The sequence below is a fragment of the Pseudoalteromonas sp. c7(2019) genome (assembly GCF_011378625.1).
Taxonomy (GTDB): Bacteria; Pseudomonadota; Gammaproteobacteria; order Enterobacterales; family Alteromonadaceae; genus Pseudoalteromonas; species Pseudoalteromonas arctica.
Genome location: NZ_WTKS01000003.1, coordinates 157,560 through 183,976, shown reverse-complemented (window position 1 = coordinate 183,976; position 26,417 = coordinate 157,560). Strand labels below are relative to the sequence as shown.

Here is a 26,417-nt window from a genome sequence, read left to right as displayed (position 1 = left end):
GTATGTTAGATAAAGTGACTCAGTTGCTGCTTGTAGAAGATGATGAAGATGATTACATACTCACCTGCGACTATCTGGACCAATTGGATTCACACACGTTTAACATTCAATGGATAAGTTCCCCAGAGCAGGCAATTGCAACGCTTAGCAAAAATGAGCACGACATTTGCCTGCTTGATTACCGCTTGGGTGCATCTAATGGTTTAGATGTACTAAAAGAAGCCATTGCTAATGGCTTTAGCGGCCCAATTATTATGCTTACCGGGCAGTCAAACGACGAGTTAGACTCGGCGGCGCTTGATGCCGGTGCAGTAGATTATTTAATAAAAACAGAAATGAGTTCGAGCCGCTTTGCGCGCGCTATTCGCTATGCACTTGCTCGTAAAGATGTTGAAGGTGAGCGAGTAGAGCGTTTAAAAGCCGAAGCCGAAAATCGCTCAAAAGACCGCTTTTTAGCTCATTTAAGCCACGAATTACGTACTCCTCTATCGTCTATTTTAGGTTACACCGAACTATTAATGCAGAGCGACTTTAGTCAGCAAGCAGAAAATGAATTGGGTGTTATTTATCGAAACGGTAAACACTTATTAAGCTTATTAAACGATGTGCTCGACTTATCTAAAATAGCCGCCGATAAACTGGAGCTGACCCTAAGCGAAGTTAACCTTGATAGCATGCTTGCCGATGTATACACGCTAATGCGCGTATCGGTGCTAGATAAGGGCCTTACGCTGCGCTTTGAATCTCATCAGCCATTACCTTTGGTTGCACGACTTGATGCAACAAGAGTTCGCCAAATTTTAATAAACCTAATAAACAATGCGGTTAAATTTACCGATAAAGGCGAAATTGTTGTTAATGCGTGGACGCAGTGGGTTGATGACACCGAAATGCTGTTTTTTAGCATTAAAGACTCAGGCATGGGCATTGCTCCTGAAAAACAAGAACTGATATTTAAGCCATTTGAACAAATAGCTGATGTAGAATCACGCTCTGTAGGTGGTGCAGGTTTGGGTTTGGCAATATGTGCTGAATTGTTAGCACGTATGCACGGTGATATTAGTTTGCATTCTGAAATTGGCAAAGGCTCTACGTTTACTATTTCGGTTTACCCAGGTGATATTAGCGAAGTAGAACGACAGGTACTTAATTTTAGCAGTGCGCCGCAACTACAAAGTAAATCGGCTCCATGTAAAGTGCATGGGCGAGTATTAGTAGTTGATGATTTACGTGATTTACGCATGCTAGTTGGTCATATGATCAGTACCTGTGGTGCGCGCGTCGATTATGCCGAACATGGCCAACAAGCGCTTGAAAAGGTGCGTATTGCAGATGCGTATAAAGCGCCTTACGACATTATTTTTATTGATATTCATATGCCTGTAATGGGCGGCAAGGAAGCTACCATAGAGCTTAGAAAAATGGGTTACAAAGGCCCAATAATCGCGCTCACTGCCGCTACTATGAAAGGCATACATGAGGAGCTTGCTGCACTTGGCTTTAACGATGTAATACCAAAACCTGTTGATAGCGCGGCTTTATATCAATGTTTGCAAGATTATTTGGTAGCGCCAGAGCATGCACCGCAAGCTAAAGATATAAATTGTAGTAAGGGCTTAACCGAGAAAAAGCAGCGCTTTTTACTTGTTGAAGACGATCACGATGCAGCGCAAATTACGCAGCTACTTTTAGAAAGTCTAGGCGTTGAAACCGTCATTGCGTCTAGCTGCGCACAATGTTTGCAAATACTTAATCACGACCAGCAATTTAATAAGGTATTGTTAGACATGCATTTACCCGATGGGCGTGGCATTGATTTAGGCCAGCAAGTTAATGAGCGATATCCAGAGCTACGCTTGGTGATTGTAAGTGGCGCAGAGCCAGACCCTAGAGAAATAAAAGATTTAAATATTGACCGAGTTTTACTTAAACCTATTAATTTGAGCTTACTTGAAACGCTTATTAGCTAGGGCCTGTTTATCTTTCGAGGTTAAATTTGCAGCAGTATGTTTGGTATTTAGGCAAGGCAGAGCCTATGTAGTGTGGTTATTCCCCATAAATAGGCGATAACGTAGCACAAATGCCAAACATGCGCTGCCAGAAGGGTTCTGCCCAGGGGCTATTTACTCTTTGTTGCCTACATGGATTTAGGTAAGGGGCGTGAGCAGGACGCGGAAGCTTTACTCGGTTTTTACTTATTCTTACGTGGATGTAAGTCAGTAGAATAACGCAGGAGCAGTTATCGAGCCCACTAGGTTACAAACCTCGCGCCGCGATTAAATAGCCCCTAGATTGAACGAATTTTAATCCTGAAAGGTCAACAGGTCCAATAACTGAGACATTATTTATATGCATTCAATAAAGTTAGTATCTGAAGAATTAACACCATCAAAAGTAGTGTGTGTTGGCCGTAATTATACAGCACACATTGCAGAGCTAAATAACGAAACGCCAGATCAAATGGTGTTATTTAATAAGCCAAATAGCGCAATTACTAACACGTTATTTGCAGCTCACAACGGCGATACGTTGCATTATGAAACCGAGCTATGTTTTGTAGTTAAAAATAAAAAATTTGTAGGTGTTGGACTCGGCCTTGATTTAACTAAGCGTACTGTGCAAAGTAAATTAAAAAATAAAGGACTTCCATGGGAGCGCGCTAAAGCGTTCGACGGCTCTGTAATTTTAACTGATTTTGTAGCGCTAACTGATGCAATGAAGCACTTTACCTTTGAACTTAAAATTAATAATAAAGTAGTTCAGCAAGGCGATACTCATTTTATGCTGCATAATCCGGACTCAATTTTACAAGAAATTAGTGAATTTATGAGCTTAGAAGATGGTGATGTAGTAATGACAGGCACACCGTCGGGCGTAGGCGAGGTAACACCTAAAAGTATTTTTGCTGTGGCACTTTATGCTAATGATCAGTGCTTGCTTGAGCATCAGTGGCAAGTAAGTAAAAATTAATAACTTGCTGTTGGTAGTGTTGATCAAAGTCTGCAAAGGTAGTTTTAAGCCAATTATGCTGACTTTGTTGATACTCAGGCGATTGTAGTACATTGTTTTTTAGTGCGCGGTTAATTTTTTTAAGCGCTTGCTGTGCAAAATTATTAGGTGCGTTAGCCGCACAACCTATTGCTCCTCGTATAAATTGAATGTCATTTTCTTCTATTGGTACACTCTCTATATTCGTATATTCTCCTTGTTTATTAAAGTAATCGGCCATAAACGGGTAATCAATTGAGTAGTCTAAAAAGCCGTGACTCAAGCGTGCTATAACAGCCTGACTTTCATTTTCGCTACTCCAACTTAACGACGACTCTTTATCTCGTTTTGTATTTTCAATAATTGTATTAATTTTAGTTGTAAATTTACGTGCAGCAGCTTGCCCGTATACGTATTGCGGGTCGGTTAATAAATTAATAAGGTGAATAGGCGAGCCGTGCTTTTCTTCTAATTTGGGCTTTAGCTCTTTAGTCGTGATAATTGAAAATGGGGGATATACCGTTGTTGGATTTGAGTAGTTAAGTTGTTGGTTATTATTTTTTTTATAAATAACACACGGAAAACATACATTTTTTCCTTCATTTAAATATTTATTTATACGCTGCTGAGGAACAATTAAGCGGGTATGTTTTACATCTGTTATGGTTCTAATGAGTTGCTCGGTTAGGTTGTCGCAAATTCCGCCTTGTGGTGCGCTTTCACTTTTAGCTATATGAAAAGGGGGCGTGTAACTTTGCAGCCAAATAATTTCTTCTAGGGGCTGTACTCTTTGCTCAACGGCGTGCGCGTTAAATACAATTAATAAGCAAAATGCATAGTATCCGTTTTTCAGCATTGATAAGTGTTCGTTGAATTAAGAAAACTTAATAAAAGTATAGTGTTGGTTGTAGTAGGGTCAAATATTTTAGTTAAAAAGCAACCTCATTCAAGGCTGCTTTAACTCATACATGCTTAATAAGGCATAGGATAGTTTCTAAATATAGTGTTAATCTCACTAAGAATTTCGTCGCTTAACGTGATGTTAAATGCATCAATATCTTCTTTTAATTGGGCTATGCTTGTTGCACCAATAATTGAAGAGGTTACGCCATCTACTTGGTTACACCATGCGAGTGCTAGTTGTGCTGGAGTAATATTGTTTGCATGAGCCAGATCAACATACTGCTTAGTGGCTTGCTCTGCATTGGGTGTATCTCTAAAAATACCGTTGCGCTGCATGAAGGTCCAACGTGATCCTTCTGGGCGAGCACCGTTTAGGTATTTACCCGTTAATAAACCAGCCGCTAAAGGCGACCACGGTAAGTAGGCAATATCTTCGTGTACACATTGTTCTATTAAATACGGCCAGTCTTTAGCGTGCGCTAAGCTAAACTCATTTTGAATAGATACCATACGCGGTAAGTTATGCTCTTTGGCCAAACTTAAAAACTGGCTTATACCCCATGGCGTATCGTCAGATAAACCGCAGTGCTTAATTTTACCTGCTTTAACACATTTATTAAGGCCCTCTAGAATATCAAGCATACTAGCTTGCTGCTCTTGTGTATTTACGTCGGTAAATTTAAGAGTGCCGGGCCACTGTCTGCCAAAGTGCGGGGTAGAGCGGTTTGGCCAATGCAGCTGATATAAATCAATATAGTCGGTTTTAAGGCGCTTAAGTGAATCGTCTACGGCTTCTATTACCGTTTGGCGCGTAATATTGCCACCATCACGTACCCACGATAATCCATTGCCTGCAATTTTTGTAGCAAGTACCACATCGCTGCGCTTTTGCTGATTACGCGATAGCCAATCGCCAATAATTTCCTCAGTTTTTCCATAGGTCTCTGGAGAGGGCGGTACTGCATACATTTCGGCTGTATCAATAAAGTTTACGCCTTGCTCTAGCGCGTAGGCTATTTGTTCATCAGCATCGCTTTGAGTATTTTGTTTACCCCAAGTCATACTGCCTAAACATACTCTTGAAACGTTAATACCACTGCTGCCAAGTGGGCTGTATTGCATGAGGATTCCTTATTGCTCGTCTTGAGAGTAGCTAACTAACGCCGATAAAAGAGGCTCTGCAATGAGGGCTTTTTGGCCTGTTTCAAAATCAAACATAACCACTTTTGAAGTGCCTGTTGTTGTTATAGCGTTTTGTGCGTGACTAAATACGGTGTAATTCATAACAAATCGGTCTGTTTTTATATCAGAAATAGTAACACCGACTGTAAGCGTATCTGGGAATGTAACTGGGCGTTTATAACGAATGTTATTTTCGCTTATTACCGGGCCCACGCCATTAGGGCTTATTGTATCGAACAGATTTATTTTATTTAAGAAGTCGATTCGGGCTATTTCAAAGTAACGTAAATACACTACATTATTTACGTGTTGTAGTGCATCCATATCAGCCCACGCTACGGTGATGTCGGTATGGATAGGGTGCTGATCTTTAAACGTTTGCATTATTTATTGGCCCTTAATTTTAAAGTACTTAGATTATCAACATGGGGTTACGAGCTCAAGGTAATTAATGGCATGTTTTTTTATAAGATGATTGTACCTATTTAATTTTAGGTCTACAGTTAAATTACACAGACAAACACAGAAAACACACAGAGGTAGAAATATGCAGAACATAATTAATTGGTCCTTAGCTTGTTTGGTTTTTATAGCTTCTTTTACCTGTTACGCAATGGGTAACGAATCAGGCGCTATTATTTTAATGTTAGCGGGGTTTTTTTTCGAGGTTATGTTTTGGTTGCGCGGTTATAAAGAGCAAGAAGGTAATAAGCGCTTTTTTTAATCGCTAACTAGGGCCTGTTGACCTTTCAGGATTAAAATTTGTTCAATCTAGGGGCTATTTAATCGCGGCGCGAGGTTTGTGACCTAGTGGGCTAAGTAAAAACCGAGCAACAAAGAGTAAATTGCCCCTAGGCAGAACCCTTCGGGCAGCGTATGTTTGGCATTTGTGCTACGTTATCGCCTATTTATGGGGAATAACCACACTACATAGGCTCTGCCTTGCCTAAATACCAAACATACTGCTGCAAATTTAACCTCGAAAGATAAACAGGCCCTAGGCTTGCTTATCACATTTGATTCTATAATAATGACTGTATAAATAACCAGTTATTGTTGTGGTGATGAAGAAGTTTATTCACATAGACATGGATTGCTTTTATGCAGCAGTAGAAATGCGAGATAATCCAAAACTTGCATGTGTACCGCTTGCTATTGGAGGCAATAGCCGACGAGGCGTGCTCTCAACCGCTAACTACATAGCTAGAGAATATGGCGTACGATCGGCTATGTCGAACTATCATGCTAAACAATTATGCCCCGATTTAGTTATTGTCCCTGGGCGCATGGCTGTATACAAAGAAGCTTCAAATCAAATACGTGAAGTATTTAGCCGCTACACAGACTTAGTTGAGCCTCTTTCTTTAGACGAAGCCTACCTAGATGTAACAGACAGCACTGCTTGTAAAGGCAGTGCCACACTTATTGCACAGCAAATAAGAGCCGATATTTACAATGCCACAGGGCTCACTGCATCAGCAGGTATTGCACCGATTAAATTTATTGCCAAAATAGCCAGCGACGAAAAAAAACCGAATGGTCAATTTGTCGTTTTGCCTCATGAGGTCGATGACTTTTTAGCGCAATTACCGCTGGGGAAAATTCCGGGGGTGGGTAAAGTAACGCTCGAAAAGCTAAATTTAAAAGGCTTATATACCGGCAAGGATGTTCGTGAAAAAGGCGTTAACTGGATGCAGCAACATGTGGGTAATTTTGGTGTGTCGCTTTATCAAAAATGTGCAGGTGAATATGTTGGTAAAGTATCAACAGATCGCATCAGAAAGTCGCTGAGTGTTGAGCATACCTACGAATACAATAAAACAAGTTTACAAGAGTGCTTAGATGAGCTGCCAAAATTGTTAGACGAATTAGTTTTAAGGCTTAATAAACAGCAATTACAAAACCGTATTAATAAGCTGAGTGTTAAAGTGAAGTTTGCAAATTTTGTAGTGACCTCAGCCGATCAGGCATACCACGAGCTAAACACAGAAATATTTATTCAACTTCTTACTAAGGCCTATCAACGAGGGCTACAACAACCTGTAAGATTACTTGGCATAGGCGTTGGCATTAAAAGTGAGCCAGAACAAAACTTTCAACTTAGTATTCTCGATTAAGCTGTAAAGCCTGTAACCCCAAGTTGCCATTTATTGGCAAGTTGTATAATTAGCCCATCGCACCTTGCTGGTCTTCAATATTTAAATCGACGATAATAGGGGCTTATGTTTTCTAACAGGACTTTATTTATGGCATACCCTCAAGCGGTTAGTGCAAGCCTTGAATGCACATCTCATGATGCGCTTATTATTATTAGTGATGACTTTTCTCTATTACCAAATAACTCATTACGTGATGCTATTTTAGACCAAGCAAAAGTTGATTCTCGTATTGGTAAACAAGTTACTTTATTAGTGATTGAAAACAAACGCGTTGTACTTGCGCCAACGGGTCCGTTAAATAGAGATTACGACGATGTTCGCCGTTATTTTGATGCTGCTAAATTAGCAATTAACGAAGCAAAAGCGTCGGGTAGTGTTAACCCTGCATTATTTTTACCAAATTTAAATGGCGATAGCCGTTATCAGCATGCTTTAGAAGTTGCTTATTTAGGCGCTTGCCAAGCCTTATGGCAGCCATTAGAAGCGCGTGAATATCACGGTGAAAGTATTGAACCTATTACTCAAATTGGTTTAGTTGGCGCAAGCGAGCAAACAATTAAAGCTGTTAATGCAATTGCTGCGGGCCAATATGCCGCGCGTGACTTATGTGGCACCGAACCTGAGCGTATGGCTCCACCACGTTTTGCTGATTACTGCGTTGATTTATTTAAAGGCTCAAACATTGCGGTTGACGTAATTGATGATATTGCAGCTATTGATAAAAACTACCCAATGCTAAGCACTGTTGCTCGTGCATCGTATGCAGTTGAGCGCCATCACCCACGTGTTGTTAAGCTTGAATATGTACCAGAGGGCGAAATTACTCGCACACTTATGTTTGTAGGTAAGGGTCTTGTATACGATACAGGCGGCGCCGATTTAAAAGTTGGCGGGCACATGGCAGGCATGAGTCGTGATAAAGGTGGCGCAGCTTCTGTTGCGGGCTTTATGAAAGCTGTTGCGGATTATCAGCCTAAAGGCGTTAAAGTAGTATCGTACTTGGCTGTTGTTCGTAACTCTATTGGCTCGGATTGTTTTGTGCCAGATGAAATTATTACTAGCCGCGAAGGTATCCGTGTACGTATTGGTAATACCGATGCAGAAGGGCGCTTAGCAATGGGCGACCTGCTTAGCGAAATGAAAGATTTAGCTAAAGGCGAAATAAACCCAACGTTATTTACTGTTGCTACATTAACGGGTCACGCGGCACGTGCAATGGGTCCATACGGTGCGTATGTTGAAAATGGTCCAGCTCGTAGCGCTGGTGTTTCACGTCAAATAGCTGACCTTGGAGATTTGTGGGCCGATGGCGCTGAAGTATCGCGTTCTCGCCGTGAAGATTACGACTTTATTAAACCACGCACGCTAGCTGACGATGTTTTATCTAGCAATAACGCAGCATCTGCTGTTACTGCTCGTGGTCATCAGTTCCCAATGGCGTTTATGGCTATTGTTGGTGGGCTTGATAAACACGGTAACGACTCTGCACAGCCACTACCTTATGTGCATATGGACATTGCAGGTAGCGGTGTTGAAGGCGGTGATTGGCAGCATGGCAAGCCAACGGCTGCATCAGTAACCAGCTTGTTTGCACGTTACTGTTTGTAAGCTAAAAACTTACATGCAATAAAAAAGCCCTGTTAATTCAGGGCTTTTTGCATTTTATGAGAACGGTATCGATTAATCTAATTTAAAACGATTAACTACGCTCGAAAGCTCTTGGCTACTTTGTTTAAGATTATCACTGGCATCGGTAAGCTGTTTAGTATTATTTAATGATTGCTCAGTTGATTGAGATAGCTCATTAATACGCAAATTAACCTCGTCGGCAGCTTGAGTTTGTTGCTCTGTGGCGCGTGCTATCTGGCTGTTCATTTCGGTAATAATTGAAACAAGTCGTTCTATTTCATTAAGTGAAGTATTGGCCGATGACGCCTGATCTACGGTAGAAACTGAAAGTGCTTGGCTTGATTTAACTGCTTCTACTGCTGCTTTTGCACCTTCTTGAAGTTTAGTGATCATGGTTTGAATTTCGTCGGTACTTTGCCCTGTACGACTGGCTAGTGTTCTTACTTCATCTGCAACAACAGCAAATCCTCGGCCATGCTCTCCTGCGCGAGCAGCCTCAATGGCAGCGTTTAATGCCAGTAAGTTTGTTTGCTCCGATATGCTTCTTATTACATCAAGTACAGAGCCTATATTATGGCTCTCGTTGGCTAAATCTTCTGTTACACGGCTGACTGTTTCTATGTTGCTTGAGAGTGTTTCTATTGCTGTAATTGTTTGCGCAACCACATTTTTACCCGTTGATGCGTTTTGTGCTGCATCTTTAGCTGCTTGCTCTGCGGCTTCGGCGTTACGGCTTACATCATGTATTTGGTGAGTCATTTGCTCCATGGCAGCTGCAACTTGGGTTGAGCTATCGTTTTGAAGCTCAATAAACGAGTGGCTTGTTCTACTTGAATCATCAACTGTATGCGCATGCTCACTTACGTCGTTTGCACTTTGTGCTACATGAACAAGTGACTCTCGCATTTTTAAAACAAATAAATTAAATGAATGTGATAGTTCAGATATTTCATCGTTACCGGATTCATTTAATGTACGGGTTAAATCGCCTTCACCTTGTGAAATGTCTTTCATCATATCGGCCGCTAAACGAGTAGGTATTAAAATGCTCTTGCCTATAAAGTAACTAAGTAAAATAACAGCAATAATCATAATTGTTGCACTGACGACTATAAGGTTTCGTTGCTCGCTAAATGCTTCGTCAATTGAATCAAGATAAACACCTGAGCCAATAATCCATTGCCATTGATTAAAACCTTTAACAAATGCGATTTTTTCAACGGGTTTTTCTTTACCTGGTTTTGGCCATTTATAAGGAATAAATCCCTCGCCAGAGCGTTTAACTATATTAATCATATCAACAAACAATGCTTTGCCGTCAGGGTCTTTGTTATTGGTTAAATCTTTTCCTTCAAGCGCAGGTTTTATAGGATGCATAACCATTGTTGGCTGGTAGTTGTTAATCCAAAAGTAATTGGTTTTGTCGTAGCGCAGAGCTCTTATTGCATTAAGTGCTTGCGATTGAGCTTGTTGTTGAGTAAGTGAATTACTTTGCTCAAGGTCATAAAAGTGCTCGATTATACTGTACGCAGTTTCTACTACATTTTGTGTTTTAAGGTACTGCTCGTTTTTAAGAGAGCTATATTGGTGAGTTAGGCTGGCTACACTAAGCGCTATAAGCCCAAATACAACAATAGCTATGAGCAGCGAGAAACGTTGGAATATACTAAAACTACGTAGACTAGGCATACATTTATCCTCAAAAAGTGTGCGCTTTAGCGCATAGAATAAGCGTAGCTAAAAAAAGAGTTTAATCTAGGCTTAACGCCCATTAATGCAAAAAAAAGGCTGATTTATCAATCAGCCTTTAGTCTGTTATTACTTTACTTGCTTATTTAACATCAAAATGACGATTAAAGAAGTTTGTAATTGTTTGATGTAAGTGTGTTTGCACTTGTTTACCACGTAGGCTGTGCTTAGAGCCTGGGTAGGTCATCATTTCAAACTGTTTTTCGTTATCTTGCAGTTGTTTAAACAATTTAGTTGAATGCGTAAACAGCACGTTGTCGTCAGCCATTCCATGATAAATCATTAATGGGCCTTTTAAGCCATCAGCATATGGAAATACTGCGCTGTCTTCATACCCTTTAGCATTCGTATCAGGGTGACCTAAATAACGCTCTGTGTAATGCGTATCGTATAGAGCCCAATCGGTTACAGGAGCACCCGATACGCCGGCTTGAAAGTAATCGCCTGCTTTAAACATAGTCATAAGTGCCATGTAGCCGCCGTAGCTGTGGCCATAAACACCGATGCGTTGTGGGTCTACGTAATCAAGTGTACGTAAAAACTCTACGCCTTTAATTTGATCGGCAACTTCAACCACGCCTAGGTTTTTATAAATAGCATCTTCAAACTTTTTACCACGGTTGTACGAACCACGGTTATCCAGTTGAAAAATTACGTAACCTTGTTGCGCCATGTACTGAAAGTACAAGTTTTTACTGCGCCAGCTATTTGTCACTCGTTGGGCATGCGGGCCGCCGTATACGTTAACAATAACAGGGTGCTTTTTGCCATCAGTAATGTTGCTAGGCTTAAATAAACGGTAATGCATAACTTGGCCATCATCGGCTTTAATTGTGCCGTATTCTGGTTTTGTTAAGTCGCTTAAATAAGGAGTAAGCGGGTGGCTACTATCTAGCTTATTTTCTTCAAGCCATGTAATAAATTCGCCGTTTACTTTACGAAGCGCTGCTGAATTTGGTTTATTATCAGACGAGCTATTATCGATAAAGGTTTTGCTGTCTTTTGCTAGCACAACATTATGGTACTGACCTTTTTCGGTGATACGTTTGGCATCGCCTTTTTTAAATAAAGGCGCGCTGTATAAATGGCTTTCAAGCGGTGTATCTTTTCGGCCGGCAAAGTAAACAATGCCTTTTTTCTCATCAATACCTTTTAAGCTATCAACAGCCCAATCACCAGAGGTGATTTGACGAACAAGTTGACCGTTTGTGCGATACAGATATAAGTGTTTAAAACCGTCGCGCTCAGATGCCCATACAAAATGTTTTTTGTCTTTTAAAAACTCAAGATCAAAATGTAGGTTAATCCACGTTTCGCTGTTTTCGATTAATGCTACTTTTTGGACTTTAGTTTCGCTGTTATAAAAACGAAGCTCTAATTTATGTTGCGAGCGATTTTGCCATTGGTAAGACAGTGTATTGCCGTCTTTTAGCCACTTAGCACGCGCGATATAAATGTCTTCATCTTTACCTAAATCAATCCAATCTACTTTTTGGTCATTTAGCTTAACCACACCGAGTTGAATTTTTACGTTATCGGTACCTGTAAACGGGTAGCGCTGGTTAAATAATTTAACTTCATCAGCGTAAATTTCGTTACGGATAGCTTCTTTTACTGGGGTTTCGTCAACGCGTGTATAGGCAATTTTAGTTTCATCACCTGACCACCAGTAACCTGTCATACGGCTCATTTCTTCTTGAGCAACAAATTCGGCCATGCCGTTTTTAATTACGCCGCCGCCATCTTTACTAAGCTGAATCTCTTTACCAGACTCAAGCTCTAAAGCATAAAGGTTTTGCTCTCGAATAAACGATACGTAGTTACCTTTAGGTGAAAAGCGTGCATCGGTTTCAAATGCTTCAGTGTCGGTTAGTTTTTTACTTTTAGCTGAGGCTAAATCGTAATAATAAAGGTCGCCATTGAGTGGGAATAAAAGTGCTTTGCCATCTTTAGACCATTTGTATTCTAATATGCCTTTACCAAAAATACGTTGGCGTTCGCGGCGTGCTTTTTCTTCATCAGATAGGTTTTCTGGGCCTGAAAATAACTTTGCCGAATCAACTAGCACACGGTTGGTGTTATCTTTTAGATTGTATTCCCATAAATCGTAGCGGTTGTAGTCATCGCTTTTGCCTTGTAAATAAGTTACACGGCTGCCGTCAGGCGAAAATTTAAGTTGTACAGGCGATTTACCAGAAAGGCTCGGATCGTCAAAAATACGCTCCAACGATAAAGGTTTTGCTTGAACACTAATAGCGCCAACCATTAATGGTAGGGCTAGTGAGAGGTGTTTTATTTTTTTTAGCACAAGGTTGCCTTAGCTTATTATAAATATTGCTTTGATGGTAAAGCCAAGCGTGTGCAACTGCAACTAAATGCTATAAAGTGGCGATTATTAAAGACAAAGTAGGACATAACAATGACTCACCCTGAATTTAAACTAGCGCCAGAACTTAAACGCGACTGTATAGAGCTTGCCGATTGGCCACTGTGTAAAGTACTTTTATTGAACGACAGCCAATATCCGTGGTTTGTATTAGTGCCTAGGCAGGCTAACTTAAAAGAGATAATTGATTTATCTGAGGATGATCAAATTGTGTATTTAAAAGAGTCAGCCAAGCTAAGTGAATTATTAATGGATGTGTTTAGCCCGGATAAATTAAACATAGCGGCCTTGGGTAATATGGTGCCGCAATTACATATTCATCATATAGCACGCTTTACTACTGATGCTGCTTGGCCTGCGCCAATTTGGGGTAAGTATCCAGTTGTGCCGTATACAGATGTACAAATTACAGAGTTAAAAAAAGCGCTGCAGTTTTAAGCTGCAACGCTTTTTTAGGGTTTAACTAAGTTTAACTAAAACTACTTAAGCCCTAGTACTTCTTTACCTTGCTTAAACGTTACATCTACAGGGATATTTGCTTTACTTAGTTTTTCTAAGTCTTCAGCAAGTTCTTCTTTTATATCGCCATGCGTTGCAATTAGTTGATCTACTTTTTCGTAATCGCCATCACCTTGTAAGGTTAAAATTAAGCGAGAAAGCTTGGCCATTGCAATGCTCATTTTTTCCATATTAACGCGGTACAGGCCTTCTTCATTTTTAGAAAAAGCGCCTTCTTGAGCAAAAAAGTTAAAGCGAATCATATTTGCTTTACCATGCGCACTTGATGCTCCAAAACGAACTGAGCGGAATATACCCGCCATGAAGGTCGTGTAATAATCTTCAATAGTTCCTTCTGTAATTTCGCCCTTTTTAAGTAATTGCTCAATCATGTACAAACCTAAAATATCGGCTTTACCTTCTTCAAGCGCACTCGCGTGCTCTTGTAATGATTGACGAACAGTACCTTTACCAGTAATTGTATTTTTAATACCTAAACCATGCGCTACTTCATGGAACATCGTATTGGCAAAAAAGGCATCAAAAGTAATGTGTTTACGCTGCTCAGGTACAATTAACTGCTCTGAAATTGGCACTAAAATTTTATCAAACTTAGCGCGCATCGCATTTTTAAGTTGCAGGCGACGAGTCCCTTTTTCTAGCTGTACTTGCTCATCGTTTGGTAAGTTAATTGCAATTGTTTTACTCCCCGCGTTTGAATGCCCAGCGTAGTAAACAACATCATATGCATTTAGGTCGGCGTCAGAGCCTGGTACTTCTTGTTTGTACTTAGCATCAACGGGTAAGCCTTTTTGAAGCTCCGGTAAAAATGCGGCAAACTTAGCTAAGCGTTCGCTCCATTTTAAATCTTTAATAAGTACGTAAGATTCATAAGCTGCGCGGTAACCAAATAATTGATCTTCATAAGTTTCAATTGGACCAATAACCACATCTACCGGGTTATTTTTCATGTCCATCCAAGCAAAGTCAGATACTTGGAAGTCATCCTTTTGTAGAGCATCAGCACGCAAGTTTAGATAGTTAGCAAACTCTTTATCGTCAGCAAGTTTACTTGCTTGACGTAAAAGGTCAGCGGCTTTTGCAAGCTCATTAGCGTATTCTTTTGAATATGGCACGCTGTAAAGCTTACCTTGCTCATCACGCTTAATTACAGAGTAAAGGCCTGTTTTGTCCTCAACATCTGCATTGTTTAACTCTTCTTTGGTTATATCGGCAGGGTAAAACTGTGCGCCAAGAGGTTTTTCTTTATAGCTGGATAAAAACGCTTCATCGCCATTTAAACGATCCCATGGACCGTAGTTAATATCGGCAAATTTACGTACTTTGTCGTCGTTTAGTTTTGCTAAAAAAGCGTCTTTATTTTCGCCAAAAGATTGTTTCCAAAATAACTCGTCCATTATTTTTGAAGCATCAATAAGCTTTGCAACCATTGCTCGTTGGTTATCGCTTAAGTGCGATAAATCACTTTGTAAGCTAAAGTCGGTGTAAATATCTAAACGTTGGTTATTTGCATTAATAAGCTCAGGGCCTGATTGTGCACTGCTTTTTTGAGCAAGCTCTGTGGCTGTGTTGTCGGTAGAAGACGGCGCTTGTTCAGAACATGCGCTAAGAAAAACAACACCAGAGAGCATAATTGCTTGGCTAATTTTATTTAAGATCATTATATTGCCTGTTAAAAAGTAAGTTTAATAATTTGTACTGCTTTAGTTAAAATATTAAGTATGTACAAACGCTTCCTTATTGTGAGTGCATTAAAGCAAAACTAAATAGTAAATAGCAAGTATTTGGCGTTGTAAGGCAAGCATGAGCGATAAAGCATTATAAATAAAAATAAACTTCTATAATTTTCTTAACTTTATCGGTAAGTTAGACAATACTAATTATATTACTAATACGAAAATTAACTGCCTGAGTTTGCAGTTACTTTACAGGCTGAACACAAAAGGACGGCAGCTTTATGTCTACAGAAAACGCTTTATTAACGATTCTAGTCGATAGAATAAATAACGATACGTTGGTTTTACCAACGCTACCTGAAGTAGCGATTAAGGTTCGCCAAGCTGCAGATAACCCTGATGTGAATTTAATGCAAATGTCAGATGTAATCTCACAAGACCCAGCGCTTTCAGCTCGTATGATAAAAGTAGCTAATAGTGCGATTATGGGACGTTCTGTAAAAGTATCTAATTTACAACAAGCAGTGACTCGCATTGGGTTGCGCCAAATTAAAAATATTGCAACGGCTATGGCTATGGAGCAATTATTTGTATCAAACAATGAGCTAATTAAAGGCTACATGGGCAAGGCTTGGCAAAAAACATTAACCGTTGCTAGCCATTCAATAACACTCATGGAGTTTTACTTAAAAAACAATAAACACACTTCATTAAATCGTGATTCAATTACATTAGCTGCGCTTGTTTATAATATTGGTGTATTACCAATTTTAACAGAAGCTGAGCGCCACCCTGAAGTGTTTGCCAACCCAAGCTTTTTAGCGCACGCAATTCAAAAGCTGAGTGGGAAAATTGGCTCGTCGATTATGCAAGCGTGGGAATTTCCTAAAGAGTTTGTTGATGTAGCTCTAAGCTGGGCAGATCCAAGTTACAAACCTGATAAAGTTAGTTACGTAGACTTTATTCGAGTAGGCGCTATTTTAGAGGGAACATTACAGGTTTCTGATAAGTCAGCAGCGCTGCAAACGTACATAGATAAAGGTGTAATACCGTCTATGCAATTATTCACAAGTGATGAATACAACGATATGCTAAAAGATGTGAAAAACATGTTTAGCTAAACATGTTTTATTACACAAATAAAAAGGGTTAACTTGCGTTAACCCTTTTTATTTATTTATCGATAGTATTTTCTGTTTTGGTTTTTTCGTACCGTTTTATTCCTGCTACCCATGTTTGCAGTACGTTTGTTTTGTATATCTCGTCAACAGGTACTTTAAAGTAGTCTTTATCAATTAAAATAAAGTCGGCCCATTTACCTTTTTCTAAACTACCCACCTTAAATTCTTGATGAGCTGAATAAGCGCCACCGAGAGTAAATGCACGTAATGCATCTTCGCGGCTTAGTACTTCACTTGCGCGCCAGCCGTTTTCAGGTAGTTTGTTATGATCCATGCGTGTAATGGCTGAATACAAACCATCAAATGGATTTGCAAGCTCTACCGGGTAATCAGAGCCTGCTGCAACAACCGATCCTTGCTTTAAAAATGTTTGCCAAGCATAGGCACCGCTTAATTGTTTTTCAGTTAAGCGTTGCTCTGCCATATGCATATCAGAAGTGGCATGTACTGGCTGCATTGAAGGGATTATTTTTAACGCTTTAAAGCGAGGGATATCCTCAGGCGTTACAATTTGTGCGTGCTCTATTCGGTTACGTAGTAATATACCGCCCGTTTTTTTAAACACATTTTGATAAGCATCAAGTACTACTTTATTTGCTTTATCGCCAATTGCGTGGGTATTTGCGCTAAAGCCGCTTTTAAAGCTTTGTGTAAAGAGTGCTTCGAGTTTTTCTTGTGTTTCAAGCATTAAACCATGGTGACCAGGTCTGTCTGCGTATTCTTCAATCAGAGCAGCTCCGCGAGAGCCAAGTGCGCCATCGGCGTAAACTTTAACACTGCGAATTTCCATAAAGTCATTTTTGTCGTGGTATCGGCCTGCCTTTAACATTGTATCTAAATCAGGGCTTGCACCACTTAACATTGCCACAATACGTAGCGGTAAATTACCAAGGTCGCCGCGCTCTTTGTAAACCTCCCATGTGGCTTTATCAATACCTGCATCGTGAGTAGAGGTAATGCCTAAACTTAATAAATGCCTACCTGCTGCATCTAGTGAGTCACTTATATCTTGCTTTGAAGGGGCTGGCATATGCTGGGTAATTAGCGATTCTGCTTTATCTACAAAAATACCCGTAGGATTGCCAAATTCGTCTTTAATTATTTCACCGCCTTCAGGCGCTTTTGTTTGGGCGGTAATCCCAGCAAGTTCGAGCGCTTTTGAATTAACCCAAATGGCGTGACTATCAACCCGCGAAAGAACCACAGGTCGATCGCTCACTACTTTGTCTAAATCTTTAGCCGTAGGAAAGCGTGTATCAGCCCAAAGCTCTTGGTTCCAACCTCGCCCAATAATCCAACCTTGTTTGTTATCGGCAAATACTTTTAGTTTATTTGTTACTTCATCAACCGATGTTGCGCCGCGTACGTCAAGTTGCGATAAATTGTCGCCAAGGCCAATAACGTGCCCATGAGCATCAATTAAGCCAGGTAATAAGGTATTACCGTGCGCGTCAATTAGCTTGGCATCTGGGTAGCTATCTTTAAGTGTTTCGCTACCGAGCTTAACTACCTTGCCATTTTTAATAACGAGGGTAGAAAACTGCTGTACTTCACCTTTGTATAAAGGGGTATAACCATTGGCGTTATAAATTACTTTTGTTTGTGCGAGAGTGTAACTAGAACTAGCGCAAAGGCTGGCTAGTATGAGTGGTTTGATTATTTTTTTGAGTGGCATAGTTACTTAATTTTTATTGTTAATTTACTTACATTAACAAACTTGATTTTATAATACCAATGAATTGATAGACCTCATTTTAAGGCTTTTCTCTATATTAACTGTTTACAAAATAGGTAATTGATGTGATTATTTAGTATGTAAAATAATCAATAAAGCATAAGGAAACGCTATGAAAGCCCTCTATTTATTACTCCCATTAACTTCATTACTTGCGGCATGTGGATCGACACCTACTGCAGATAAAAGTGTAGAAAAGCTAAACCATACTGATGTATCAAATGCTGAAATACGCGATTATATAGATTTATCAAGTGTTGAGCTGCGCGATAGGGTGAAAGACTATTGGAGTATTTTTACAAAAGTTGAATCACGATACCCAGTAGAGGCAGCAAAAAAAGGCTTAGCGGGCTGTGTAGAGTTAATGACTATTATTAATTCTGAGGGTAAGGCGCAGGGGTATAAAGTAATTTCCTCATATCCTAAAGGGTTATTTGATGAAGCCGCAGCGAGATCTTTAAGTGCATGGGCTTGGCTACCTACTGCCGTAAATGTAGCTAAACAACCTGTACTTACTCATATCAGAATTGATTTCATGATTGATTCAATACCAGTAGGTAAAAAATATTTAAAAAATTGTCCGGCTGGCGAAACATTTCAAGTAACAGGTAAAATTAAAAAAATCTCCTACTGATGAACATTTCAAGTAAAGTGAAAATTATAGGTTTGAAAAAAGTACTTATTTACCTCACTTTAAAGTTACCTTCAGTGTGTGTAACATTTTGGATCGAACCTTTATAAAACCTGATGGGTATGAGTTTAATACGAATATTACAAATAACTAAATAAGCATCAAGAATAAGGAAATGCTATGAAAGCTCTCTATTTATTACTCCCCTTGAGCATGATACTGACAGCCTGTAGCTCAACGTCTGATAAACAAGTAAGCGATGAAATGCTGAGTATTATTGATTTATCGAGTCCTGAACTGCGAAGTAAGGCAGGTGAGTATTGGGATGTTGTTAAAAGAGTAGAGCCGCGATATCCGATAGAAGCTGCAAAAAGAAGTATTTCAGGTTGTGTTGAGCTTGCTACGTTAATTAATTCACAAGGTGAAGCCCAAGGGTATAAGGTTATCTCGTCTTACCCTGAGGGTGTGTTTGATAATAATGCGGCAGCTGCTGTGGGTTTATGGCGCTGGAAAGCGACAACTGAAAATATGAGTAAGCAATCTATTCTAACTTATCTCAAAATGGATTTTATGGTGAGCCCAAAACCTACTGATGCAGAGTATTTGGCGCATTGTTCTAAAGATAAAGCCTGAACGTAATTAATAAATATAATAAGCTAGGTGTTTTTTTACCTAGCTATAAAACTACTTACTTGCATATAAGCCATATTCATTTAATGCTAATTTACCGTCTTTGTCACTGTCGTAGCTTGAAAACCGTGACCACAAAGCCGGGTCTATAGCGGTTTCTGAACGTGATAAAAAACCGTCTTTATTCCTATCTAGCTTTTTAAATTGCTTTGCAATGTCGTTACTTGCGGCAAAACTAAATGTGCTAAAAATACTAAACGCCAGCAGCGTTATATAGCTAATACTTTTCATACAAATCACTTAGTAAAGGTTGTTAGTTAGATAACTTTTAAATTCGACTAGCGAAATTTGGTTATCTTGGTTTTTGTCCCATTTTACAAAGGTGTTTAAAAGTTGTGGTTGGGGATCAAGTTCGTCGTGTGTTAAATAGCCACTTTTGTCGCTATCTAGGTGATCAAAGCGTTGCTTTACATCAAGTGCCGCGGCATCAAAACTTAATAGCATTAAAATGCTTATAACAAGGGAAAGTATCTTCATGGTCTTCCTTCCAAAAGATGTATTAAAAGTTCGTGGCTAAAATAAAGTAAAAAGGAAAAAAGCACTTGCCGTAATTTAACTCCCAACATTAAATCCTTTTACACACTCCCTCAGGGATTATGGCAAATGCTTTTAAATTCAGTTTACTTGTAACAAGCTTAAGTAAAGCTTAATCAGTAATTACTCATTAAGGCTTAAAGCTTTCAAATTCTTTTTTTGAGACTTTTTCATCACCGTCTTCATCTAAGTCGGCAAATTGTCTCATTACTTCTTTGTCTTCCTTTGCTTCTACAATTGATATTTGTCCATCCATATCTTTATCTAAATGGGCAAAGCGCACGTTTGTTGGCGATGCAATTACGGTGGCACTAATTGCTAAAAACATTAATGAAAAAGCGGCTATAAGTTGTTTCATAATCACGTTCCTTATTGAATGAGCTTATTGAATAAATTTTTTGAATTCATCTAGCGACAATTGCCCATCTTGATTAGTATCAATTTGTAAAAAATTCTCGTGTAGAACGGCATCTTCACCTGCTTCGGCTTCACTTAATGTGCCATTACTGTCTTTATCAAGCTCGTTAAAAGTCGCGTGAACGTCCATTGCGTGTGCGTTAGCGCCTAAAAAGCCTAAAGCCAGTAATGATGAAATTACTAAAATGCGTTTGTTCATAATTATTTCCTTATTGATTAAAGTTATTACTCCTACTACAAAAATGATGCCAAAAATAATTGTTGTTAATTTTCAAGTGTTTATATTTTTAACTTGAAAGAGGTGGGAAGTTTTTACGGGGTTTATTGTAATTTTTGTGTGCCTTTTGCAACACTATGTAGTGAGATTAAAGGTAGGGTTTAAAAATCAATGGTTTACGTTGTCTCTATTTGGCGACACATTGTTTATGTAGCGCTGGCTGTTAATCGTATTAAATATAATTGCTGGTTCAGCTAGTGTATAAGGTAAGCACTTAATAATAGAACGCTTAACTTAAAAGGACTAAACGAAATGCCAGCAACCATAGCTAAAAAATACCATGCAATGCTTAACTGGCGGCCTAATTTAATTGGGCAATTTGCAATGAGTATGCTGCTTTCGTTACTCCCGCTTTCTATAGTGGTGATTGTATTTTTAAATGCGCTTAACAAGCAATTAGCAGTGACTCAAAGTATCGTGAGTAACAACTACCAAGTTACCAAATCGTTTAATACTCTAAAACAAGAACTCAACAGCCTTGAGCGCGCCACTAGGCAAAACTGGGTATTAAAAAGCGAATCGTTAGATAAGCTCATTGTCGATAAATGGCAATCATCCCTGCAAAGTATTGATGAACTTAAATTTGTTAACATGGATAAAGATTACACCCACCAATGGCAACGCTTATATGTCACCTTACAAACAGCGCATGTAGAGCTTGTTGAGCAAAAACAACAGCAAGCGGAGCTATTTGTGCCAGTGAGCGATTTAGTTGCTGAGCTTACTTTATGGTTACGTGATAAAAATGAAGCGCAAATTACCAATAACCAAAATGAGCTTACAAGCCTACAAACTTCATTTATAAACTGGCTGGTGGCACTTATTCCGCTTACTTTAATTGTTGGTGGTGGTTTTTTATGGCGTATAAGTGGGCGACTAAAAGGGTTAACTACGGTTATTGATAAGCTAGGGCAGGGGCATTGGCAGCAAAAAATATCTGTGAAAGGCTCCGCTGAGCTAGTTGAGCTAGGAGAAAAACTCCAATGGGTGCAAGAGCAACTTCATATGCTTGAGCAGCAAAAAGATACCTTTTTACGCCATGTTACCCATGAGCTAAAAACGCCGCTTGCTTCAATGGTCGAAGGCACTGATTTACTAACTGATGAAATAGTAGGCCCAATTACTGCTGAGCAAAAAGCAGTGCTTGAGCTTATTAGCCAATCTATGGTGCGCCTTCGTACAATGATTGACAGCCTGCTGAGTTATAATGCGATTCGCACCAGTAAAGACAGCCTAAGCGAAGTTGAGTTTAGCTATCTTATTAATAAAATTAATAGCCATTTTGAACATCGCTTAAGTGCGCGTCAGCAAGCTCTGCAATGGCAAAATAACTTACCTAATAAACAGCTTGCTTTACCTAGTGAGCTTATTGAGATGATTTTAATTCAGCTTATTTCAAATGGCTTAAAATTTTCACAAGATAAGCAAAGCGTTACTATTAATTTAGCGCTTGAGCAAAACCAACTTTGTATTGCTGTACTTGATAAAGGGTGCGGTATTAAAGAGCAAGAAAAAACTCAAATCTTCAGCGCATTTTATCAAGGTAAACACAGTAAAAATGTTACGCTGCAAGGCAGTGGGCTTGGCTTAACTATTGTGAAAGAATCTGTTGAACAGCTAAGAGGTACACTTACTGTTGAGCATAACGAGCCGCATGGTTGCCGGTTTTCAATTAAAATTCCCATAACAAAAAATCTAGGAGTTAATTAACATGCGCTTGCGTTTAACCGCTATTTTATGTGTGCTCAGTAGCAGCATGGTTATATCAGGTTGTGAAATTAATAATGGGCAAGAAGAGCGTGTGTCAATTACACCTGCACCTGTGGTCGATACCAAAATAGCAAACGACAAAAACAGTAAACCTAGTCCAAAACCCAGACCAAAAATTGAACCAAGCTATCCGCCTGCAGAGCAAGTTATTGCATGGCACGCTAATCAGTGTGGCGGATTTAAATTGGTGCAAAAAAAAGATATTTTTACAGGTGAAAACGATCTTAAACGTTTTTTTAAATTTATGTGCTTAAACATAAATGATGATCCAAATACGGTAATGACTAAGTTGCTAAAACTCGATCTTGCTTACTTTTGGCCAGATGATATAAAGCAATATTTATGGCTTCAAAAGCAGCAAGTGACTATGCAAATAAATGCTAAAAAAGAGCAGCAAGCACTTAACAATAAAATGCAAGAAACCCTCTCATCGTTAGCAACTATTGAGCAGCAGCTTTTACTACGAGAAGAAACTAAGGAGCAGTAACTATGGCAGCAACTAAAGTTCAAGGTGCAAAAGTATTACTCGTTGACGACGACGCTAGCTTATTAAAACTGCTCGCTATTCGTATCGAATCAAAAGGATACGAAGTAACGACCTGTGAAAGCGGCTTAACCGCACTACAAATACTTAAAAGCCAAGTGTTTGACGCCGTAATAACCGACCTACGTATGGATGAAATGGATGGCATGGCACTGCATCGTCAGCTGCAAAGCCGCTACCCTGCATTACCTGTCATTATGATGACAGCGCATGGCTCAATTCCTGATGCCGTAGAGGCAACTAAGCAGGGCATTTTTGCATTTATAACTAAACCTGTAGATAAAGATGAGCTATTTGATAGCCTTGCTAAAGCGATAGAAATACATGGTGTTAATGCAGATGAAGCAGCACCTAAAAGTAATATAGTTACGCGCAGTGGTGCAATGCTGCACTTGTTAGAGCAAGTAAAACTACTTGGGCCAACGCAAGTTAATGTATTGATTTCGGGGGCTAGTGGTACAGGTAAAGAGCTACTCGCACAGGCGATTCATCAGCATAGTCATGTAAGCGGTGGCCCTTTCGTTGCAATTAACTGCGGCGCTGTACCAGGGGAGCTTTTAGAGTCTGAATTATTTGGTCATAAAAAAGGCTCTTTTACGGGCGCAATTAAAGATCACCAAGGTTTGTTTCAGCAAGCTGAGGGCGGCACGCTATTTTTAGACGAGATAGGCGATATGCCACTTAACTTGCAGGTTAAGTTACTGCGCGTATTACAAGAAAAAACAATTCGCCCCGTAGGCTTTCAAGAAGAAATAGCGATTGATGTACGTATTGTATCGGCAACACATAAAAATCTTCCTGAAGCTATTTTAAACCAGCAATTTAGAGAAGATTTATACTATCGCTTAAACGTAGTTAATTTAAAATTACCGCCACTGTGTGAGCGCCGCGAAGATATAAGCTTATTAGCACAACACTTTAGTGCAAGCATTGCTAAGCGCATGAAGCAAACTGAAAAGCACTTTGCAAGCGATGCTATGCATGCACTTGTGCGTTACGACTGGCCAGGTAATATCCGCCAACTACAAAACGTAGTAGAGCAGGTTGTAGCATTAACGCCAAGCGATGTTATTTCAGAGCACTTAGTATTAGCTGCGCTAAATAGTAACGAAACAAACGTAGAACCATTATCACTAAACGACGCTAAAAAAGAGTTTGAGCGCGACTATGTAATTAACACTTTAAAAATGGCAGGTGGTAACGTAGCCGAAGGCGCTAAGCTTGCCAAGCGCAATCGATCAGATTTTTATAAGTTGATTAAAAAGCATAATATTGATGTTGATAATTTAGGTTAAGGAAAAGCATGCAGTTATTTATGGTGTATTTAGGTGGCCGGATTCAAGGTTGCCACATTGAAATGCATGATATTCGTTTTGTTGTAGGGCAAACCATAGAGCAAACTTATTCAAAGTTAAAAAGCCAATGGGTAGGCGACAGAAGTAGTGTTCACATGGATAGCTACATGGCAATTAATCATATTGATGGCTTTAAAGTAGAAATAGTCGATAGCTATGTGGAGCAAAATAAACAACTCTATTTTGTAAATTTAGGCGCTTACAGAAGTGATTCTATGGCTGAGCAACACGACTTTGCAATGTATGTTGCAAGCAGTAGCCATGAAGCTAAAGAGCGAGCTAAAAGCGATTTGCTAGCAGGGCTTAGCCATATCCATAAAGATGATTTACATGACGTAGACGATTGCTTTGCCATTGATTTACTCGACAGCCAGCTAAACATTAAGCTCACGCCCAGCGGTATATCGCAGCCTATAAAGCCAGACTGGTTTGGCTATCACATACTTTAAATTATAATAAGTAGCTAAAACTAAGCAGGATTAAGAGTCCTGCTCGTTTTGTTCATCCTTTTCGCTTTTAGCCGCCATTTTAAACGCCACAATAACCAATCCAAACATAGCAAACGGCAGTGCTGCTAACATGTATTCAACCACATTACTGTCTTGAAAATTTGCTTGTAGTAAAAAGTGACCCGCCACACACATTAAAATAACCACTAATAAAATGGGTAGTAACATAAGTTCTTTTTTTGATGAATGGTTTTTCATTAATTGTGGGCTATAGCTGAAAATAATGCGCCATTGTAATGAGCTTACTTAAGCTTGGCAAACACCGCAGAATTTTTTAATTAATGTTATGATTAGTATCAAACAATTTTATTAATGTTTATGGGAATAAAGTGAAAAGTAACTTAAAAAAAGTTTACCTCGTTGGTGGTGCAGTGCGCGACAAACTGCTAAATATAAAATCAAAAGATAACGATTATGTAGTGATTGGTGAAACACCAAAAACGATGGAATCGCTTGGTTTTGTACCAATAGGTAGCGACTTTCCGGTTTACTTGCACCCAAAAACAAAAGAAGAATATGCACTTGGGCGCACAGAGCGTAAAAGCGGCAAAGGCTATACTGGCTTTGTGGTTGATGCCAGCCCAACGGTAACGCTCGAAGAAGATTTAGCAAGGCGTGATTTAACCATAAATTCAATGGCGCTTGATGAACACGGTAATATTATTGACCCGTTTAATGGCCAAGCTGACTTACAAAATAAAACACTGCGCCACACCACTGAGGCATTTGTAGAAGACCCTGTTCGAGTACTGCGTATTGCCCGTTTTTTAGCGCGCTATGGCAGTGATTGGCGTATTCACCCAAGTACGTATGCATTAATGCGCGAGCTTAAAAATAAAGGTGAGCTAAATCATTTAGTACCTGAGCGCGTGTGGCTTGAAACTGAAAAAGCACTGGGTGAAAAGCACCCTGAGCTTTATTTTGAAGCACTGCAAGGCTTAGGTATTTTTCCAGAACTTGAGCGCATGGTTAACGTACCGCAACCGGCAAACCATCATCCTGAAGGTGATGTATTTGTACATACTATGCTGGTACTTAGGCGTGCAGCCGATTTAAATTTTAATTTAGAAACACGTTTTGCTGCACTAACCCATGATTTTGGAAAAGCGCTTAGTTTTAAAAAATATGGAAACCTACGTGGGCACGAACGCGAAGGTGTTGCAGTTATTGAGGCGTTTTGTGAGCGCTTAAAAGTGCCTAACCGTTTTCGCGATGTTGGTGTACTCACCAGTGATAATCACACCCTTTGCCACACGATTGACCAGTTAAGGCCGCAAACCATTCACAAGCTAATAGTGACTAACTTAAATGCGTTGGTACACCCAGAACGTTTTATGGCGTTTACCCAAGCATGCCAATGCGATGCACAAGGGCGTGGTGAAACACTTGTTGATAAGCCATACCCGCAAGCAGCTAAACTGCGAGCAATTCATACTGAACTGCAAAAAATGGATAAGAAACAAGTAGTGCAAAATGCACTTAAAAATGGCAAAAAAGGCCCTGAAATAGGCGAAGAAGTAAAACTTGCAGAAATAAACTGCATTAAAGCATTTTTAGAACATGAGAAGTCCTAAGCGTAATAA

25 protein-coding genes are annotated in these 26,417 nt (G+C 39.5%); 13 read left to right on the top strand and 12 right to left on the bottom strand.

Annotated elements, in window-relative coordinates; translation table 11 throughout:
- Positions 1-2 precede the first annotated feature (2 nt).
- Together GQR38_RS04490 and GQR38_RS04485 are read left to right on the top strand one after the other, a co-directional pair.
- Positions 3-1,970, top strand: coding sequence for a hybrid sensor histidine kinase/response regulator (locus GQR38_RS04490; RefSeq protein WP_165721090.1), 1,968 nt, complete (start codon positions 3-5; stop codon positions 1,968-1,970).
- A gap of 379 nt (positions 1,971-2,349) precedes the next feature.
- On the top strand, positions 2,350-2,970 hold the full coding sequence (locus tag GQR38_RS04485; protein ID WP_165721089.1) for a fumarylacetoacetate hydrolase family protein: 621 nt from the start codon (positions 2,350-2,352) through the stop codon (positions 2,968-2,970).
- On the opposite strand, the gene GQR38_RS04480 is transcribed toward GQR38_RS04485, so the two are convergent.
- From GQR38_RS04480 to GQR38_RS04470, 3 genes are all read right to left on the bottom strand, one after another.
- Positions 2,921-3,844: an ABC transporter substrate-binding protein gene (locus tag GQR38_RS04480; protein ID WP_165721088.1), complete on the bottom strand. Its 924-nt coding sequence runs from the start codon at positions 3,842-3,844 to the stop codon at positions 2,921-2,923. The two genes, GQR38_RS04485 and GQR38_RS04480, sit on opposite strands and share 50 nt — an antisense overlap.
- A 116-nt stretch (positions 3,845-3,960) precedes the next feature.
- Positions 3,961-5,013 carry an aldo/keto reductase gene (locus tag GQR38_RS04475; protein WP_165721087.1) on the bottom strand — a complete coding sequence of 351 codons (1,053 nt, stop codon included), beginning with the start codon at positions 5,011-5,013 and terminating at the stop codon, positions 3,961-3,963.
- A 9-nt stretch (positions 5,014-5,022) separates the two neighbouring features.
- Entirely contained in the window at positions 5,023-5,457 is a 435-nt protein-coding gene (locus GQR38_RS04470; protein WP_010553137.1) for a thioesterase family protein, read from the bottom strand.
- A 680-nt stretch (positions 5,458-6,137) separates the two neighbouring features.
- Between GQR38_RS04470 and dinB the strand changes: the two genes are divergently transcribed.
- Both dinB and GQR38_RS04460 read left to right on the top strand, forming a co-directional pair.
- Complete coding sequence (gene dinB / locus GQR38_RS04465) at positions 6,138-7,190, top strand: DNA polymerase IV (protein WP_024590076.1); 1,053 nt, start codon at positions 6,138-6,140, stop codon at positions 7,188-7,190.
- 129 nt (positions 7,191-7,319) lie between these two features.
- Positions 7,320-8,840 (top strand): leucyl aminopeptidase family protein, encoded by a 1,521-nt coding sequence (locus GQR38_RS04460; RefSeq protein ID WP_007581538.1) that lies wholly within the window; start codon positions 7,320-7,322, stop codon positions 8,838-8,840.
- Between the two features lie 72 nt (positions 8,841-8,912).
- Here the strand turns inward: GQR38_RS04460 and GQR38_RS04455 are convergent, their stop codons facing one another.
- Both GQR38_RS04455 and GQR38_RS04450 read right to left on the bottom strand, forming a co-directional pair.
- Complete coding sequence (locus tag GQR38_RS04455) at positions 8,913-10,550, bottom strand: methyl-accepting chemotaxis protein (RefSeq protein ID WP_165721086.1); 1,638 nt, start codon at positions 10,548-10,550, stop codon at positions 8,913-8,915.
- A gap of 142 nt (positions 10,551-10,692) precedes the next feature.
- Entirely contained in the window at positions 10,693-12,918 is a 2,226-nt protein-coding gene (locus GQR38_RS04450; RefSeq protein WP_165721085.1) for a S9 family peptidase, read from the bottom strand.
- A 111-nt stretch (positions 12,919-13,029) separates the two neighbouring features.
- Between GQR38_RS04450 and GQR38_RS04445 the strand changes: the two genes are divergently transcribed.
- On the top strand, positions 13,030-13,434 hold the full coding sequence (locus tag GQR38_RS04445) for an HIT domain-containing protein (RefSeq protein ID WP_165721084.1): 405 nt from the start codon (positions 13,030-13,032) through the stop codon (positions 13,432-13,434).
- Between the two features lie 41 nt (positions 13,435-13,475).
- Here the strand turns inward: GQR38_RS04445 and GQR38_RS04440 are convergent, their stop codons facing one another.
- Positions 13,476-15,176 carry a Zn-dependent hydrolase gene (locus tag GQR38_RS04440; protein WP_165721083.1) on the bottom strand — a complete coding sequence of 567 codons (1,701 nt, stop codon included), beginning with the start codon at positions 15,174-15,176 and terminating at the stop codon, positions 13,476-13,478.
- A gap of 296 nt (positions 15,177-15,472) precedes the next feature.
- On the opposite strand from GQR38_RS04440, the gene GQR38_RS04435 reads away from it, so the two are divergent.
- The gene (locus tag GQR38_RS04435; RefSeq protein ID WP_024590070.1) at positions 15,473-16,312 is read left to right on the top strand and encodes an HDOD domain-containing protein; all 840 of its coding nucleotides are present in this window, start codon (positions 15,473-15,475) and stop codon (positions 16,310-16,312) included.
- A gap of 52 nt (positions 16,313-16,364) precedes the next feature.
- On the opposite strand, the gene GQR38_RS04430 is transcribed toward GQR38_RS04435, so the two are convergent.
- Complete coding sequence (locus GQR38_RS04430) at positions 16,365-18,047, bottom strand: amidohydrolase (RefSeq protein WP_165721082.1); 1,683 nt, start codon at positions 18,045-18,047, stop codon at positions 16,365-16,367.
- 172 nt (positions 18,048-18,219) lie between these two features.
- Between GQR38_RS04430 and GQR38_RS04425 the strand changes: the two genes are divergently transcribed.
- Together GQR38_RS04425 and GQR38_RS04420 are read left to right on the top strand one after the other, a co-directional pair.
- A complete protein-coding gene (locus GQR38_RS04425) occupies positions 18,220-18,741 on the top strand; it encodes an energy transducer TonB (protein WP_101163424.1) in 522 nt (173 codons plus the stop codon).
- Positions 18,742-18,918: 177 nt separating this feature from the next.
- Positions 18,919-19,371 carry an energy transducer TonB gene (locus GQR38_RS04420; RefSeq protein WP_165721081.1) on the top strand — a complete coding sequence of 151 codons (453 nt, stop codon included), beginning with the start codon at positions 18,919-18,921 and terminating at the stop codon, positions 19,369-19,371.
- A 51-nt stretch (positions 19,372-19,422) separates the two neighbouring features.
- On the opposite strand, the gene GQR38_RS04415 is transcribed toward GQR38_RS04420, so the two are convergent.
- The 4 genes from GQR38_RS04415 to GQR38_RS04400 all read right to left on the bottom strand — a co-directional run bounded on the left by GQR38_RS04415 (position 19,423) and on the right by GQR38_RS04400 (position 20,578).
- A complete protein-coding gene (locus GQR38_RS04415; RefSeq protein ID WP_024598659.1) occupies positions 19,423-19,659 on the bottom strand; it encodes a calcium-binding protein in 237 nt (78 codons plus the stop codon).
- 9 nt (positions 19,660-19,668) lie between these two features.
- Positions 19,669-19,905 carry a hypothetical protein gene (locus GQR38_RS04410; protein WP_007581558.1) on the bottom strand — a complete coding sequence of 79 codons (237 nt, stop codon included), beginning with the start codon at positions 19,903-19,905 and terminating at the stop codon, positions 19,669-19,671.
- 187 nt (positions 19,906-20,092) lie between these two features.
- On the bottom strand, positions 20,093-20,320 hold the full coding sequence (locus tag GQR38_RS04405) for a hypothetical protein (protein WP_007581559.1): 228 nt from the start codon (positions 20,318-20,320) through the stop codon (positions 20,093-20,095).
- Positions 20,321-20,344: 24 nt separating this feature from the next.
- Entirely contained in the window at positions 20,345-20,578 is a 234-nt protein-coding gene (locus tag GQR38_RS04400; protein ID WP_007581561.1) for a cag pathogenicity island protein Cag25, read from the bottom strand.
- Between the two features lie 330 nt (positions 20,579-20,908).
- Here GQR38_RS04400 and GQR38_RS04395 point away from each other — a divergent pair, with 330 nt between their 5' ends.
- The 4 genes from GQR38_RS04395 to GQR38_RS04380 are packed head-to-tail and all read left to right on the top strand — an operon-like array spanning position 20,909 to position 24,774.
- Entirely contained in the window at positions 20,909-22,366 is a 1,458-nt protein-coding gene (locus GQR38_RS04395) for a HAMP domain-containing sensor histidine kinase (protein WP_165721080.1), read from the top strand.
- Between the two features lies 1 nt (position 22,367).
- Positions 22,368-22,913 carry a hypothetical protein gene (locus GQR38_RS04390; RefSeq protein ID WP_165721079.1) on the top strand — a complete coding sequence of 182 codons (546 nt, stop codon included), beginning with the start codon at positions 22,368-22,370 and terminating at the stop codon, positions 22,911-22,913.
- A 2-nt stretch (positions 22,914-22,915) separates the two neighbouring features.
- A complete protein-coding gene (locus GQR38_RS04385; RefSeq protein ID WP_010553151.1) occupies positions 22,916-24,265 on the top strand; it encodes a sigma 54-interacting transcriptional regulator in 1,350 nt (449 codons plus the stop codon).
- Between the two features lie 8 nt (positions 24,266-24,273).
- Positions 24,274-24,774, top strand: a complete 501-nt coding sequence (locus GQR38_RS04380) for a DUF1543 domain-containing protein (RefSeq protein WP_165721078.1) — start codon at positions 24,274-24,276, stop codon at positions 24,772-24,774.
- 30 nt (positions 24,775-24,804) lie between these two features.
- Here the strand turns inward: GQR38_RS04380 and GQR38_RS04375 are convergent, their stop codons facing one another.
- A complete protein-coding gene (locus GQR38_RS04375; protein ID WP_007581571.1) occupies positions 24,805-25,032 on the bottom strand; it encodes a hypothetical protein in 228 nt (75 codons plus the stop codon).
- 131 nt (positions 25,033-25,163) lie between these two features.
- On the opposite strand from GQR38_RS04375, the gene GQR38_RS04370 reads away from it, so the two are divergent.
- Complete coding sequence (locus GQR38_RS04370) at positions 25,164-26,408, top strand: multifunctional CCA addition/repair protein (RefSeq protein ID WP_165721077.1); 1,245 nt, start codon at positions 25,164-25,166, stop codon at positions 26,406-26,408.
- Positions 26,409-26,417 lie beyond the last annotated feature (9 nt).